At 66.3% G+C, this 13,233-nt stretch carries 13 protein-coding genes; 8 read left to right on the top strand and 5 right to left on the bottom strand.

The features are described from left to right. The first annotated feature begins 25 nt into the window (after window positions 1-25). Together AC1TXO_RS03345 and AC1TXO_RS03340 are read left to right on the top strand one after the other, a co-directional pair. Window positions 26-445 carry a polyribonucleotide nucleotidyltransferase gene (locus AC1TXO_RS03345; RefSeq protein ID WP_486405032.1) on the top strand — a complete coding sequence of 140 codons (420 nt, stop codon included), beginning with the start codon at window positions 26-28 and terminating at the stop codon, window positions 443-445. Window positions 446-470: 25 nt separating this feature from the next. Then, window positions 471-1,340: a cation diffusion facilitator family transporter gene (locus AC1TXO_RS03340; protein ID WP_486405031.1), complete on the top strand. Its 870-nt coding sequence runs from the start codon at window positions 471-473 to the stop codon at window positions 1,338-1,340. Between the two features lie 22 nt (window positions 1,341-1,362). On the opposite strand, the gene AC1TXO_RS03335 is transcribed toward AC1TXO_RS03340, so the two are convergent. After that, complete coding sequence (locus tag AC1TXO_RS03335) at window positions 1,363-2,205, bottom strand: DUF6515 family protein (RefSeq protein ID WP_486405030.1); 843 nt, start codon at window positions 2,203-2,205, stop codon at window positions 1,363-1,365. Window positions 2,206-2,608: 403 nt separating this feature from the next. Between AC1TXO_RS03335 and AC1TXO_RS03330 the strand changes: the two genes are divergently transcribed. Together AC1TXO_RS03330 and AC1TXO_RS03325 are read left to right on the top strand one after the other, a co-directional pair. Then, entirely contained in the window at window positions 2,609-3,085 is a 477-nt protein-coding gene (locus AC1TXO_RS03330) for an Lrp/AsnC family transcriptional regulator (protein ID WP_016712159.1), read from the top strand. Window positions 3,086-3,138: 53 nt separating this feature from the next. Then, window positions 3,139-3,342 (top strand): DUF2788 domain-containing protein, encoded by a 204-nt coding sequence (locus AC1TXO_RS03325; RefSeq protein WP_013974331.1) that lies wholly within the window; start codon window positions 3,139-3,141, stop codon window positions 3,340-3,342. A gap of 27 nt (window positions 3,343-3,369) precedes the next feature. Here the strand turns inward: AC1TXO_RS03325 and AC1TXO_RS03320 are convergent, their stop codons facing one another. The 4 genes from AC1TXO_RS03320 to AC1TXO_RS03305 all read right to left on the bottom strand — a co-directional run bounded on the left by AC1TXO_RS03320 (window position 3,370) and on the right by AC1TXO_RS03305 (window position 9,384). Further along, complete coding sequence (locus AC1TXO_RS03320; protein ID WP_486405029.1) at window positions 3,370-3,999, bottom strand: pseudouridine synthase; 630 nt, start codon at window positions 3,997-3,999, stop codon at window positions 3,370-3,372. A gap of 6 nt (window positions 4,000-4,005) precedes the next feature. Then, on the bottom strand, window positions 4,006-5,508 hold the full coding sequence (amn, locus tag AC1TXO_RS03315) for an AMP nucleosidase (RefSeq protein ID WP_486405028.1): 1,503 nt from the start codon (window positions 5,506-5,508) through the stop codon (window positions 4,006-4,008). Between the two features lie 144 nt (window positions 5,509-5,652). Continuing rightward, complete coding sequence (locus AC1TXO_RS03310; protein WP_486405027.1) at window positions 5,653-7,296, bottom strand: acyl-CoA dehydrogenase family protein; 1,644 nt, start codon at window positions 7,294-7,296, stop codon at window positions 5,653-5,655. 96 nt (window positions 7,297-7,392) lie between these two features. Then, window positions 7,393-9,384 (bottom strand): sensor histidine kinase, encoded by a 1,992-nt coding sequence (locus AC1TXO_RS03305; protein WP_486405026.1) that lies wholly within the window; start codon window positions 9,382-9,384, stop codon window positions 7,393-7,395. A 265-nt stretch (window positions 9,385-9,649) separates the two neighbouring features. On the opposite strand from AC1TXO_RS03305, the gene AC1TXO_RS03300 reads away from it, so the two are divergent. The 4 genes from AC1TXO_RS03300 to AC1TXO_RS03285 all read left to right on the top strand — a co-directional run bounded on the left by AC1TXO_RS03300 (window position 9,650) and on the right by AC1TXO_RS03285 (window position 13,159). Beyond that, entirely contained in the window at window positions 9,650-10,447 is a 798-nt protein-coding gene (locus AC1TXO_RS03300) for a hydroxymethylpyrimidine/phosphomethylpyrimidine kinase (RefSeq protein WP_486405025.1), read from the top strand. Between the two features lie 14 nt (window positions 10,448-10,461). Then, a complete protein-coding gene (gene thiE / locus AC1TXO_RS03295) occupies window positions 10,462-11,085 on the top strand; it encodes a thiamine phosphate synthase (RefSeq protein ID WP_486405024.1) in 624 nt (207 codons plus the stop codon). A 17-nt stretch (window positions 11,086-11,102) separates the two neighbouring features. Beyond that, window positions 11,103-12,386, top strand: a complete 1,284-nt coding sequence (gene hemL / locus AC1TXO_RS03290; protein ID WP_486405023.1) for a glutamate-1-semialdehyde 2,1-aminomutase — start codon at window positions 11,103-11,105, stop codon at window positions 12,384-12,386. Between the two features lie 221 nt (window positions 12,387-12,607). After that, complete coding sequence (locus AC1TXO_RS03285) at window positions 12,608-13,159, top strand: tetratricopeptide repeat protein (RefSeq protein WP_486405022.1); 552 nt, start codon at window positions 12,608-12,610, stop codon at window positions 13,157-13,159. The last annotated feature ends 74 nt before the right edge of the window (window positions 13,160-13,233 follow it).

Below are 13,233 nucleotides of genomic sequence, written 5' to 3'. Positions count from 1 at the left end.
TGCAGTCACCTTTCCGGAGATTCACATGCGCATCCACTCCCGCGTCATCGGTGGCGCCCTCATCGCCGCCCTGCTGACCCAGCTGACGGCCTGCGGCACCATCATCTATCCCGACCGTCGCGGCCAGATCGAAGGCAAGATCGACCCGGTGGTCGCGGTCATGGACGCGATCGGTATCCTGTTCTATGTCATCCCCGGCCTGATCGCCTTCGGCGTCGACTTCGCCACCGGCGCCATCTACTACCCCGGCGGCAAGACCGCACAGGTCGACCCGGCCAAGCTCAAGCCAGCCGTGGATGCCGATGGCAAGATCGACAACCTCAAGCTGCAGGCTATTCTCGAAAGCGAACTGGGCCAGCGCCTGCCGTTGAACGATCCACGGCTGATCCAGCACCGCGGTAGCGTCGAGCAACTGGCCGCCTACGGCCTGGTACCGGCCGCCTGATCCAACCAGGGAAGAAGCTGCGCGCATGACCGCCACCGCCGAACACAAACGCCTGCTGCGCCTGGCCACCCGAGCCTCGCTGACGGTGGCCAGCATTCTCGTCCTGGCCAAGGCCGTCGCCTGGTGGATGAGTGGTTCGGTGAGCCTGCTGGCCGGCCTGACCGATTCGGCGCTGGATGCAGTCGCCTCCTTCCTCAACCTGCTGGCAGTGCACTATGCCCTGCGCCCGGCCGACGACGATCACCGCTTCGGCCACGGCAAGGCCGAAGCCTTGGCCGGCATGGCCCAGGCGCTGTTCATCGCAGTCAGTGCCGTGCTCATCGGCGTGCAGGCGGTCGAACGCCTGCAGGCACCGCAACCGCTGGGAGACACCGGCGCGGGCGTCGCCGTGATGCTGTTGTCGCTGGTGCTGACCGTGGCGTTGCTGGCGTTCCAGCGCAAGGTCATCCGTATCACCGGCTCCACGGCCGTGCGCGCCGACTCCCTGCACTACCGCTCCGACCTGCTGCTCAATGGCAGCATCCTCATCGCCCTGCTGCTGGCCAGCTTCGGCTGGCCGCAGCTCGATGCGCTGTTCGGCCTGGGCATTGCGCTGTACATCCTCTGGAGCGCGGTACAGATCGCCCGCGAAAGCACGTCGATCCTCATGGACCAGGAACTGCCCGCCGACATCGGCGAGCGCATGCAGGCACTGAGCCTGGCCATTCCCGGGGTGAAGGGCGTACACGACCTGCGCACGCGGGTATCGGGCAGCCACTGGTTCGTCCAGTTGCACCTGGAAGTGCCCGGCGAACTGCCGCTGCACGAAGCCCATGCCCTGTGCGTGAAGGCCTCGCAAGCGATCCGCGAGCACTATCCGCGTGCGGATGTGATGGTGCATGCCGACCCGGTGTAGGCGCTGCGCCAAGCCCAAGCATTCAGTTGACGCTGTAGCCTCGCCCGGTCAGGCAAGCCGCCAATGAGCGCCGGTAGCCGTTGGCCACATTGGCCGGTGGCGCGTAGGTGGCCGTGGCCGGATCGAAGCCGGACTGGCTGACCGCCCAGCGGTGGCACTGGTAGCGGTCCTGCTCCTGTTGCTCCGGGCCCTGGCCGCTGGCCGGATAGGCGACCACGTCGTAGCCGCTGTCCTGCTGGGGCTGCGGTTGGGGTTGCGGCGCATAGGCCGGCGCCGACGGATTGACCACCACATATTCCTGACTTTGCGGCTGGTACTGGTAGTAGGTATCGGCCACCAGGAACAACAGCGCGCCACCGAGCCATACTTCCTGGGCATAGGACGGCAGGTAATTGACCCGCACGCCATAGGGCGGACGCACTACGATGTAGCCGCCGCCGTGGGGGCGATACCAGTAGCCACCCGAGTAGAAGTAGTCCTGGCCCCGGTAAGGCACTTTCCAGTAGCGATCCGGGAAACGGTCGGTAGTGAAGCCCGGGCGATATTGCGGGCCCGGCCCCCAGCCATTGCCGTGCCCGTCGGGCCGGCCCTGCCACTCACCGCCCGGACGCTGCCCGGGACCACCGGCCTCCCAGTGGCGGTTTTCGCCGTAGCGCCGCGGAACATCCTGGTAATAGCCCTGGCGCGGCGGCTGGGTCTGGCGTACTTCATCACGCGAATTGAGCGGCGAGCTGCCCTGGCCGGCGCCAGGCTCCTGCTGGCCGCCCCAGCCACGACCATCGCCCGGCCCCTGGGCGAGCGCGCCAAGGCTGATGCCCATTCCCAGCAACCCGACACCCGCCAACTGCCAGATGCGTGACCTCATGTTCTTCCTCTCGATAACGACCGCGCTTGGTCACGCCAGTCTAACCTGCCACGCGCCAGGTGGATGCCATCGGCCCGGGCCACAAGCACTAAAAAAGGGAGGCCGGTTGGCCTCCCTTCGGGAATTGTCGTCCGTGCTCGACGCTTGTGGCGTCGGCTCACCTCACAGTGCCTTCTGGACCCTGTGCAGCCCGGGGGCCTGGCGATCCGGTGGGATGGCTGGCCGCGACCGCCCGCCTAGAGCGCGTCGCCGTGGACATGAGTCCGGGCAGTGATTCTGTTGATAAAGATAGAGGAATCACTGCGGCAGCGGATTGCGAAGATTGCTCTGATAAATAGCACTTGCGCAATTTTTCACTCAGGATTGATAATTCGCCGCAATCTGAACAGAAAAGGCATTGTTGATGAGCAAGCTCGACCGCTACGACCTGAGCATTCTCGCCGAATTGCAGCGCGATGCACGCATCTCCAACCAGGAACTGGCCGAGCGCATCGGCCTGTCGCCCTCGCCTTGCTCGCGCCGGGTCAAGCAGCTCGAGGACGACGGCTACATCTCGCGCCAGGTGGCGCTGCTGGACCGCAAGAAACTCGGCCTGAGCCTGACCGCCTACGTGCTGATCGGCATGGACCGCCATACCCCCGAGCGCTTCGAAACCTTCGAGGCCGCCATCCGCAACCTGCCCCAGGTGCTCGAATGCAGCCTGGTCACCGGGATGGACGCCGACTACCAGCTCAAGGTGGTGGTGCCGGACATGGACCACTACCAGAAGCTGCTGCTCGGCAGCCTGACGCGCATCGAAGGCGTCACCAGCGTGCGTTCGAGCTTCGTGCTCAACCAGGTGCTGGCCAGTACCGAGATGCCATTGACCCACCTCCGTTAATACCTGCCACACCCGGCGTATGATCGGGTCTTCAGACTGCCTGGAGGTTAAAGATGGATCCCGCCGTTTTCGAAGAGTGGATGATGATCATCCTGGTCACCGTGCTGATCGGGTTCATGGGCTTCATCGTCTGGGACCTGGCAAAGAAGTCCAAGGCCGGACGCTTCGGCACGCTGATCCTGTTCTTCGTGCTGGGGCTGGGGGTACTGGCCTTCATCATCAAGAGCGTGGTGGTGGGGTTCCTCGAAGGGGTGTAGCGCAGGCCAGACCCCATCGCGGGAGCTCTACAGCCGTGCCGGCACCTCGCGCCAGCAACCCTGTTCCAGCCCATCGAGGGTCCAGTCACCGATCCTGACCCGCACCAGGCGCAAGGTCGGCAACCCCACCGCCGCTGTCATGCGCCGCACCTGGCGGTTGCGCCCTTCGCGGATCACCAGCTCCAGCCAATGGGTGGGAATGCTCTTGCGAAAGCGTACCGGTGGGTTGCGCGGCCACAGTGCCGGCTCATCGAGCAGGCGCGCCTCGGCTGGCAAGGTCTTGCCATCGTTGAGCTCAACGCCATCGCGCAATAGCTGCAACTGCTGCTCGGTCGGCTCACCCTCCACCTGCACCCAGTAGGTCTTGGGCAGCTTGTGCTTCGGGTCGGCGATGCGCGCCTGCAAAGCGCCGTCATTGGTCAGCAGCAGCAGGCCTTCGCTGTCGCGGTCCAGTCGCCCGGCCGGATAGATGCCGGGGATATCGATGAAATCCTTGAGCGTGGCACGGCCCTGGTCGTCACTGAACTGGGTCAGTACATCGAATGGCTTGTTGAACAGGATCAGGCGCGGCTCGGCCGGCGGCGCCTTGGCCGCACGACGCGGGCCGGCAGGACGCGCCGCCGGGCGGCGCGGTTTGGAGCGGGGTGGCAGGGGCATGGATCCTCAGCGGAACGGCGGCTCGTCGAAACTGCGCAGTTTACGCGAGTGCAGCGAGTTGAGCTCGGTGCGCAGCAGGTCGAGGGCGGCGATGCCGATCTTCAGGTGCTGGCTCACCGCACGGTTGTAGAAGGCGTTCGCCGAGCCCGGCAGCTTGATCTCGCTGTGCAGCGGTTTGTCGGACACGCAGAGCAAGGTGCCATAGGGCACCCGCAGACGATAGCCCTGGGCGGCAATGGTGCCACTTTCCATGTCCACCGCCACCGCACGCGACAGGTTGATCAGCGGACGCTCCTGGGCCCAGCGCAGTTCCCAGTTGCGGTCGTCGTAGGTGAGCACGGTGCCGGTGCGCAGGCGCTTCTTCAACTGCTCGCCACGCTCGCCGGTCACCTGCGCCGCCGCTTCCTGCAGGGCCAGCTGCACTTCGGCCAGGGCCGGAATCGGAATGTTCGGTGGCACCACGCGATCGAGGATGCCGTCGCGGCGCATGTAGGCGTGGGCCAGTACGTAGTCGCCGATGGTCTGCGACTGGCGCAGGCCGCCGCAGTGACCGATCATCAGCCAGCAGTGCGGGCGCAGCACGGCCAGGTGGTCGGTGATGTTCTTGGCGTTGGACGGCCCGACCCCGATGTTGACCAGGGTGATGCCGTCGCCGTCGGCAGCGATCAGGTGGTAGGCCGGCATCTGGTAGCGGTGCCAGACCACACTGGCCACCAGGGCCTGGGCTTCGCCGTTGTCCATGCCCTTCTCGATCATCACGTTGCCGGGCAGGACCATGCGCACGAAGCGCGGGTCCTGGCGCAGTTGCTCGAGGCCGTGGGCGATGAACTGGTCGACGTAGCGGTGGTAGTTGGTCAGCAGGATCCACGGCTGCATGTGGCGCCAGTCGCTGCCGGTGTAGTGCACCAGGCGGCGCAGGGAGAAGTCCACGCGGGCAGCATCGAACAGTGCCAGGGGCAGGGTCTGGGCGCTTTCCCAGTCGTACAGGCCGTCGGCGATGTTGTCGGTGGCGGCAGACAGGTCGGTGCTGGGGAACACCCGCGCCAACTGCGCGGCAGTGATGCCGCTGCCGGCCAACTCGTCGCCCTGGTCGACCACGTAGGGGTACGGGATGTTCTGCTCGCTGACGCCGACCTCGACGGTCACGGTGTAGTCGCTCATCAGCGGGCGCAGTTGCTCGAGCAGGTAGCCACGGAAGGCGGCCGGCTGGGTCACGGTGACGCTGTAGGTGCCGGCGACCTGGACCTTGGCGTAGGCGCGGGTGGTGGCGGCGACTTCACCCTGGCTGAAGTAGGTCAGGCGCAGAGCTGGGTAGCGGAACCGGGCGCGCTGGTCGTCGTCCGGTTCGGTGCGGTCCTTGAGGTAACGCTTGAGGGCCTGGCTGAGGGCCCCGGTGGCCTGTTCGTGCAGGGCCGCCAGACGGTCGACGGCCTGTTCGGGGGTATCAACGACTACAAACGCTTGGCTCACGCTGGGCTTCCTGTATTCGGGGGCATGCAGGGTTTCCATCTTGCCTGCCTTCTGCGCTAAAAACACCCCCGGGGGTAAATGGCCCCCCTTCGCGGGTAAACCCGCTCCCACACGTTCACCGCTGGTTTCAAATACAGCGCAGCACCTGTGGGAGCGGGTTTACCCGCGAAGAGGCCAACGCGATCAGAGCGGCGTGGCACGCGCCACCAGGGCTTGGGCATCGACGCCACGCGGCAACGCGCCATACGCCCGACCGCCCGTGCCCAGGCGGCTGCCGATGAACGCATCGCTCACCGTGGCATTGCCCGCCTCCAGCAGCAGCTTGGCCTGCAAGGCGAGCGCAATGTCCTCGGTCAGCTGGCGGGCGCGGTACTGGATATCGTCGGTGTCGGCGAACGCACCCTTGAGGTTGCCGATATGCGCGGCCAGGCGCGGATCGCCATGGCCATCGCCGAGCTCGGCGAACAAGGCCTCGAGCACACCCGGCTCCTTCGAAAGCGCACGCAGCACGTCGAGGCACTGCACGTTGCCCGACCCTTCCCAGGTCGAGTTGACCGGCGCCTCGCGGTACAGCCGCGGCAGGATGCTGTCTTCCACGTACCCCGCGCCCCCCAGGCACTCCGCGGCCTCGTTGATCATGCCCGGCGCTCGCTTGCAGATCCAGTACTTGCCCACGGCCGTGACCAGGCGGGCGAAATGCGCCTGTTGCGGGTCGTCGAGCTGGTCCAGCGCCTGGCCCATGCGCAGGCTCAGGGCCAGTGCCGCCTCGCTTTCCAGGGCCAGGTCGGCCAGCACGTTCTGCATCAGCGGCTGCTCGCTGAGCAGCTTGCCGCCGACCTTGCGGTGCGCGCAGTGGTGGCTGGCCTGGGTCAGGGCCTGGCGCATCAGGGCGCTGGAGCCGACCATGCAGTCGAAACGGGTCATGGCCACCATCTCGATGATGGTCGGCACACCGCGCCCCTCCTCGCCGATCATCCAGGCCAGCGCGCCACGGAACTCCACCTCGCTGGAGGCATTGGAGACGTTGCCCAGCTTGTTCTTCAGGCGCTGGATGTAGAACTGGTTGCGCTGGTCGTCCGGGCGGTGACGCGGCAGCAGGAAGCAGCTCAGGCCCTTGTCGGTCTGCGCCAGGGTGAGGAAGGCATCGCACATCGGCGCCGAACAGAACCACTTGTGCCCCACCAGTTCATACGGCTGACCCGGACCGGCAGCACCGACCGGGTAGGCACGGGTGGTGTTGGCGCGCACATCGGTGCCGCCCTGTTTCTCGGTCATGGCCATGCCGAGGGTAACGCCGCCCTTGTGCCGGTCGCCGACATTGCGTGGATCGTATTCGCGGGCCAGCACCTTGGGCAGCCAGTACTGCGCCAGTTCCGGCTGCAGGCGCAGCGCCGGGACCGCGGCGAAGGTCATGGTCAGCGGGCAGCCGCTGCCGGCTTCGGCCTGGCTGTGCAGGTAGGTCATCGAAGCCCGGGCCACATGGGCACCGGCCCGGGGCTCGGCCCAAGGCAGCGAGGGCAGGCCATGCTCGATCGCGGTGCGCATCAACTCGTGGTAGGCCGGATGGAACTCCACCAGGTCGATGCGGTGGCCGTAGCGGTCATGGCTACTGAATTCGGGCTTGTGGGCATTGGCCAGAAAACCTGCGGCCATCAGCGGGCCACCCGCGAGGGTGCCATAGGCGTCGATCCGCGATTCGGCCCAACCCGCGCCAAAGCGCTTCGACCACTCCTGCAGCGGCAGGTCGAGGCGGTACAGGTTGGCGCCATCGAGCGAAGGGGGCTGGTTGGTGACTTCGTGGGTTTCGGCGTACTGGTGCAGGTTCATCGGCGGCTCCTGGGTCATCGGTGGCCTGGAACGTCCAGTGAAGCACTCATTGCCGGGGAGTCAAAGTGGCAAAAGCGCCGATCCTGACGGCGTCGCCTACAGGAACCCGGGCCCGGAAGCGAGCCGACCGGGAGGCGCCTGCACCTGGGCCACCGCCACCGTCATCGTCAGCTCGAAGCGGCTGCCCAGGCCCCGCGTGGACTCGTAGGACAGGCGCGCGCCGATCAGCTCGCCCAGCTGCCGGCAGATCGACAGGCCGATGCCCAGGCCGCCGTAGCGCCGGGTCATGGAACCGTCGACCTGGAAGAAGCGCTGGTAGAGAATCGCCTGGTCAAGGTCGTCGAACCCGATGCCGCTGTCACTGACGGTCAGCGTCAACGCCAGGCTGTCCGGCCCGATCCGCCGCCCGCGCGCCTGGATCATCACCCCGCCCTGATGGGTGAACTTCAGGCCGTTGTCCACCAGGCAGGCCAGGCATCGTGCCAGTTTCTGCGCATCGCACACCAGATTGTCGGGCAGCTCCGCAGGCACATCCAGGCTCAGGTACAGGCCCTTGCCCAGCGCTGCTCCGGCATACCCGGCACGCAGCTCCTGCAGCAGCCGGCGCAGGCTGAACGGTGCGCCGTGCGCTCGCTGGCGACCGGCCTGCAACTCGGTGAGGGTCAGGATATCGTCGACCATCGCCATCATGTCCTGCGCCGAAGATGCAGCGGTGCGCTGGTACTGCGCCTGCTCTGCGCCCATGGGCAGGGTCTGCATCAGCTCCAGCGAACCGATCACGCCGTTCATCGGCGTGCGCAGCTCATGGGTGACGGTGGCGAGGAACTCATCCTTGAGCCGGTTGCTGCGCGCCAGTTGCTGATTGAGCTGCTCCAGCTTGCGTCCACTGTCGCGCAGCGCCTGCGACTGCTCTTCACGCAGGCTGTTGATGCGGTCGGCCAGGGCCAGCGACAGCAACGCCACCTCCAGCGCCGCGCCCAGCTGGCTGGCGTACATGGTCAGGAACACATTGGGCAGGTAACCCAGCACCATCAGCGTGTTCACCAGGCCACCCAGAAGAAAGGCCGACCAGGCGATGACGAACCAGCGCGCCACCCGAACCCCACGCACCCAGGCCAGGATCCCGGCGGCGAAGACACTCACAGTGAAGGCCAGCGCCAGCCCGGTGGCCATGCGCAGCGCCACCCCGTACGACAGGCTCACCGCCAGCAGCATCACCAGCACACCGCCGACCATCAGCACCATCAGCAGCCGGTCCAGGCCGGGGCTGAGGCGGCGCACCTGCAGGAAATGGCGGGTGAACAGGCAGCCGAACAGCCCGGCTGCGCCGATGAACAGGGGCGTTGCGGCGTTGGCCCACCAAGGGCTGTCGGGCCAGAAGTAGGCCACCCCGGCGCCATTCACCGTAATCTGGTAAAGACCGAACGACGCTATATAGAGGATGTAGTAGAGGTAGCTGACATCGCGCACGCTCAGGTAGATGAACAGGTTGTAGACCAGCATCACCAGCAGGACGCCATAGATCATGCCCAGCACGTAGAAACGTGCCGGCTGCGCCTCGATGTAGGCCTCGGACGACCACAGCGTCAGCGGCGCCTGCACCGAGCCCTGGCTGTGCAGGCGCAGATAGATCGTGGTGAGCCGATCCCGGACCAGCGGCAGCTCGAACAGGTAGTTGTTCTGCAGGATCTGCCGGCTGGCGTAGGGCAAGGCATCGCCGGTACGGCGTGCCAGGTGCAGCTCGCCGTGCTCATCGGGCAGGTAGAGTTCCAGATGATCCAGTGGCGGGTAGGCCAGCTCCAGCAGCCACTGGCGGGCAGAGGCTGCGGGTGGGCCAACAGGGCGCAGGTCGACTTTCAGCCAGAACACCGAGCTGGAGTAGCCGGCATTGAGGGTTTCCCGGGGGTGCGGGCGAAACTGCGAGGCAAACGCAGGTGCACTGACCTGGTCGATGCTGGCGCTGCCATCCACGTCTTCGTAGACCTGCATCAGCTTGCCCAAGGGAAGTTGCCGGGTGGCATCGTCGAAATCGACCGCTCCGGCGAGCAGGGGCAGGCAGCCCAACAGCACAATCAGCAAATAGCGCATACAGCCCCAGCCTGGCCCGCGCGGTCGCGTCGCAATTGCCTCCCATCCCTTTGAGACGACGAAATCCGGTGCAGCCGTTGATTCGAGTTATCCGAGCACTCTAGCATAGCGTTCCGGCGCGTCCAGCAGCCACTGGCATTTTGGACAAAAGCGCTCTAGAACGAGCCTTACAGGCGACGCCAAACGTACAACCTGACCAATCGATCAAGAAATTAGCGCGCCCCGGCGATTCGCACAAATGGGTTTGGTGGTAAGCTCGCCGACCATGAATACCTACAGCTCCCGCCCCGTTGTCCTCTGTCTCTCCGGCCACGACCCCAGTGGCGGTGCCGGACTGCAGGCAGATATCGAAGCCCTGATCGCCCAAGGCTGTCACGCCGCCCCGGCGGTGACCGCCCTGACCGTCCAGGATACTGTCAACGTTTCCGACTTCCGCGTGCTCGACCGCGAGTGGGTGCTGGCCCAGGCCAATGCCGTGCTGGCCGACTCGAGCGTGGCTGCGGTCAAGCTGGGCATGCTCGGCTCCATCGAGATGGTCGAGACCGTCGCCGAACTGCTCGCCGCGCATCCTCACCTGCCGCTGGTCTGCGACCCGGTGCTGCGTGCCGGCGGCGGCGGCCGCCTGGGCAAGGACGAGGTCGGCTACGCCCTGCGCGAGCGCCTGCTGCCACGGGCTACCATCGCCACGCCGAACCTGCCCGAGGCGCGTATCCTCGCCGAACTGCCGCACGGCAGCGCAGACGAATGCGCGGAGAAACTTCTGCCGTTCTGCGAGCATCTGCTGATTACCGGCGGTCATGGCGACGAAGTGGAAATCCACAACCGTCTGTACAGCCGTGATGGCCAGCAGCACACCTGGACCTGCCAGCGCCTGCCGGGCAGCTACCACGGTTCGGGTTGCACGCTGGCCAGTGCCCTGGCCGGCCGCCTGGCCCTGGGCGAGCAGCTCGAAAGCGCCGTGCGCAGTGCCCTGGACTACACCTGGCGCACCCTGCGCGACGCCGAGCAACTGGGCAAGGGCCAGTACGTGCCACGCCGCCTGCCCCTGGACTTCTGCTCCTGACAAGAGGCCTCAACATGAAGCTACGCGGCCTGTACGCGATCACCGACAGCCAGCTGCTCGCCGGCCGTTTCCTCTCGCATGTCGAGGCAGCGCTCGAAGGCGGCGTGTGCCTGCTGCAGTACCGCGACAAGGGTGACGATGCGGCGCGACGCCTGCGCGAGGCCGAGGCGCTGATGCAGCTCTGCGAGCGCTACGGCACCCGGCTGATCATCAACGATGACGCCGAGCTGGCCGCGCGCCTTGGCGTCGGCGTGCACCTGGGGCAGACCGACGGCCCGCTCACCCCGGCCCGCGCCCTGCTCGGCCGCCAGGCGATCATCGGTTCGACCTGCCATGCCCGCCTCGACCTGGCCACCCAGGCCGCCAGTGAAGGCGCCAGCTATGTGGCCTTCGGCCGCTTCTTCAATTCACTGACCAAGCCCGGCGCGCCGGCCGCCAGCCTCGAGCTGATCGAGCAGGCCCGCGCCCAGGTCAAGCTGCCGATCGCCGTGATCGGTGGTGTCACCCTCGACAACGCCGCCCCGCTGGTCGCCCATGGGGCCGACCTGCTGGCGGTTATCCACGGCCTGTTCGGTGCCGACAGCGCGCAGGAAGTCACCCGCCGCGCCCGCGCCTTCAACGCCCTGTTCGCTTCCTGATTTCGAGAGAAGAGCCCATGTCCCGTTCCGAAACCCTTTTCGCCCAAGCCCAGAAGCACATCCCCGGTGGCGTCAACTCGCCAGTGCGCGCCTTCAAGAGCGTTGGCGGCACGCCACTGTTCTTCAAGCATGCCGAAGGCGCCTATGTGGTCGATGAAGACGACAAGCGCTACGTCGACTACGTCGGTTCCTGGGGGCCGATGATCCTCGGCCACGGTCATCCGGACGTGCTCGACGCGGTGCGCCGCCAGCTGGAGCACGGCCTGTCGTACGGCGCGCCGACCGCCATGGAAACCGAGATGGCCGACCTGGTCTGCTCGATCGTGCCGTCGATGGAAATGGTGCGCATGGTCAGCTCGGGCACCGAAGCCACCATGAGCGCCATCCGCCTGGCCCGTGGCTACACCGGTCGCGATGCGATCATCAAGTTCGAAGGCTGCTACCACGGTCACTCCGACAGCCTGCTGGTCAAGGCCGGCTCGGGCCTGCTGACCCAAGGCGTGCCAAGCTCTGCGGGCGTACCGGCCGACTTCGCCAAGCACACCCTCACGCTGCCGTTCAACGACATCGACGCCGTCGAGAAGACCCTCGCCGACGTTGGCCAGAGCGTGGCCTGCATCATCGTCGAGCCGGTGGCCGGCAACATGAACTGCGTGCCACCGGCACCAGGTTTCCTCGAAGGCCTGCGCAGCCTGTGCGACAAGCACGGCGTGGTACTGATCTTCGACGAGGTGATGACCGGCTTCCGCGTCTCGCTGGGCGGCGCCCAGGGCCACTACGGCATCACCCCCGACCTGTCGACCTTCGGCAAGATCGTCGGTGGCGGCATGCCGGTCGGCTGCTTCGGCGGCAAGCGTGAGATCATGGGCTGCATCGCCCCGCTCGGCCCGGTCTACCAGGCTGGCACCCTGTCGGGCAACCCGCTGGCCATGGCCGCCGGCCTGACCACCCTCAAGCTGATCAGCCGCCCGGGCTTCCACGACGAGCTGAGCGCCTTCACCAGCCGCATGCTCGATGGCCTGCAGCAACGTGCCGATGCCGCTGGCGTGCCGTTCGTCACCACCCAGGCGGGGGCGATGTTCGGCCTGTACTTCACCGGCGCCGACGACATCGTCACCTTCGACGACGTGATGGCCAGTGACGCCGAACGCTTCAAGCGCTTCTTCCACCTGATGCTCGACGGCGGCGTGTACCTGGCGCCGAGTGCGTTCGAGGCGGGCTTCACCTCGATCGCACACGGTGAAAAAGAGCTGCAGATCACCCTGGACGCGGCCGAGCGGGCATTTGCCCAGCTCAAGTGAGGGTGACGGCCTGATCGCGGGACTAACCAGGTACCGCCTGCAGGGAAGCAGGCGGGTATCCGCTGAGGCGGTTTCTGGTCCAGGTGTGAGCTGCATCACAAGTCGGACAAATCCGCCCCGATGCAGAATTTCGAGTAAAACTTTGTAAGGTAGGCGCTGCTTATCCCATAATGTGCCACCAGAGACATTGGCCGCAGCTTTGCAGAGGTAAGTCGATCCCCATGAACCGCACCGGCCGCGCCCTGACCCTGGGCTGCCTGTTGCTTCTTCAGCCCCTGCTGGCCCTGGCGGAGGGCGGTAACTCGTTGCTGATTCCAGCGACGGGCCGCTGCACTCTCAACGCCCAGCCCCAGGACCTGGAGAACGCGCTGAAAGCCTGCGCGCAGATTGCGGAATCCGGCGATGCCCAGGCGCAGTACGAGCTGGGCGAGTTCTACTACGGCGGCACCCTGGCCCCCAAGGACCTGAACAAGGCACTGAACTGGTTCGAGAAGGCCTCGCTGCAGGGCCACGCGCAGGCGCAGTACCGCCTGGGCGGCATGTTCTTCCACGGCGAGGGGGTCAAGGCCAACAATGTCCAGGCCTACATCCTGCTGAAGATCGCCGCGGTCAACGGTGCCGAGGATGCATTGGACATGGCCGACGAAGTGACCGAGCAGATGCCCCGCGACGAGCTGGAGCACGCCACCCAGGTGCTCGGGCAGATCTTCCGCAAGTACCTGCTCGAGCTGCAGAGCGCCGAAGGGCGCACGCCGTTCTCGCCGCTGCCTTGAACCCGGCCCGCCTGCCGGCGGCCGACGGGTCATCACCCAACCGTCAAATTCTCCTGCCAGACTGCCCGGGATGC

The organism is Pseudomonas sp. FA117 (assembly GCF_057370475.1).
Note: the sequence above shows the minus strand (reverse complement) of the source record. Positions and strands in the feature narration are given on the sequence as shown.

Bases quoted from the DNA above. Each gene is read 5' to 3' on its own strand.
- AC1TXO_RS03345 (WP_486405032.1), top strand. From the start codon at position 26: ATGCGCATCCACTCCCGCGTCATCGGTGGCGCCCTCATCGCCGCCCTG.
- AC1TXO_RS03340 (WP_486405031.1), top strand. From the start codon at position 471: ATGACCGCCACCGCCGAACACAAACGCCTGCTGCGCCTGGCCACCCGA.
- AC1TXO_RS03335 (WP_486405030.1), bottom strand. From the start codon at position 2,205: ATGAGGTCACGCATCTGGCAGTTGGCGGGTGTCGGGTTGCTGGGAATG.
- AC1TXO_RS03330 (WP_016712159.1), top strand. From the start codon at position 2,609: ATGAGCAAGCTCGACCGCTACGACCTGAGCATTCTCGCCGAATTGCAG.
- AC1TXO_RS03325 (WP_013974331.1), top strand. From the start codon at position 3,139: ATGGATCCCGCCGTTTTCGAAGAGTGGATGATGATCATCCTGGTCACC.
- AC1TXO_RS03320 (WP_486405029.1), bottom strand. From the start codon at position 3,999: ATGCCCCTGCCACCCCGCTCCAAACCGCGCCGCCCGGCGGCGCGTCCT.
- amn (WP_486405028.1), bottom strand. From the start codon at position 5,508: ATGGAAACCCTGCATGCCCCCGAATACAGGAAGCCCAGCGTGAGCCAA.
- AC1TXO_RS03310 (WP_486405027.1), bottom strand. From the start codon at position 7,296: ATGAACCTGCACCAGTACGCCGAAACCCACGAAGTCACCAACCAGCCC.
- AC1TXO_RS03305 (WP_486405026.1), bottom strand. From the start codon at position 9,384: ATGCGCTATTTGCTGATTGTGCTGTTGGGCTGCCTGCCCCTGCTCGCC.
- AC1TXO_RS03300 (WP_486405025.1), top strand. From the start codon at position 9,650: ATGAATACCTACAGCTCCCGCCCCGTTGTCCTCTGTCTCTCCGGCCAC.
- thiE (WP_486405024.1), top strand. From the start codon at position 10,462: ATGAAGCTACGCGGCCTGTACGCGATCACCGACAGCCAGCTGCTCGCC.
- hemL (WP_486405023.1), top strand. From the start codon at position 11,103: ATGTCCCGTTCCGAAACCCTTTTCGCCCAAGCCCAGAAGCACATCCCC.
- AC1TXO_RS03285 (WP_486405022.1), top strand. From the start codon at position 12,608: ATGAACCGCACCGGCCGCGCCCTGACCCTGGGCTGCCTGTTGCTTCTT.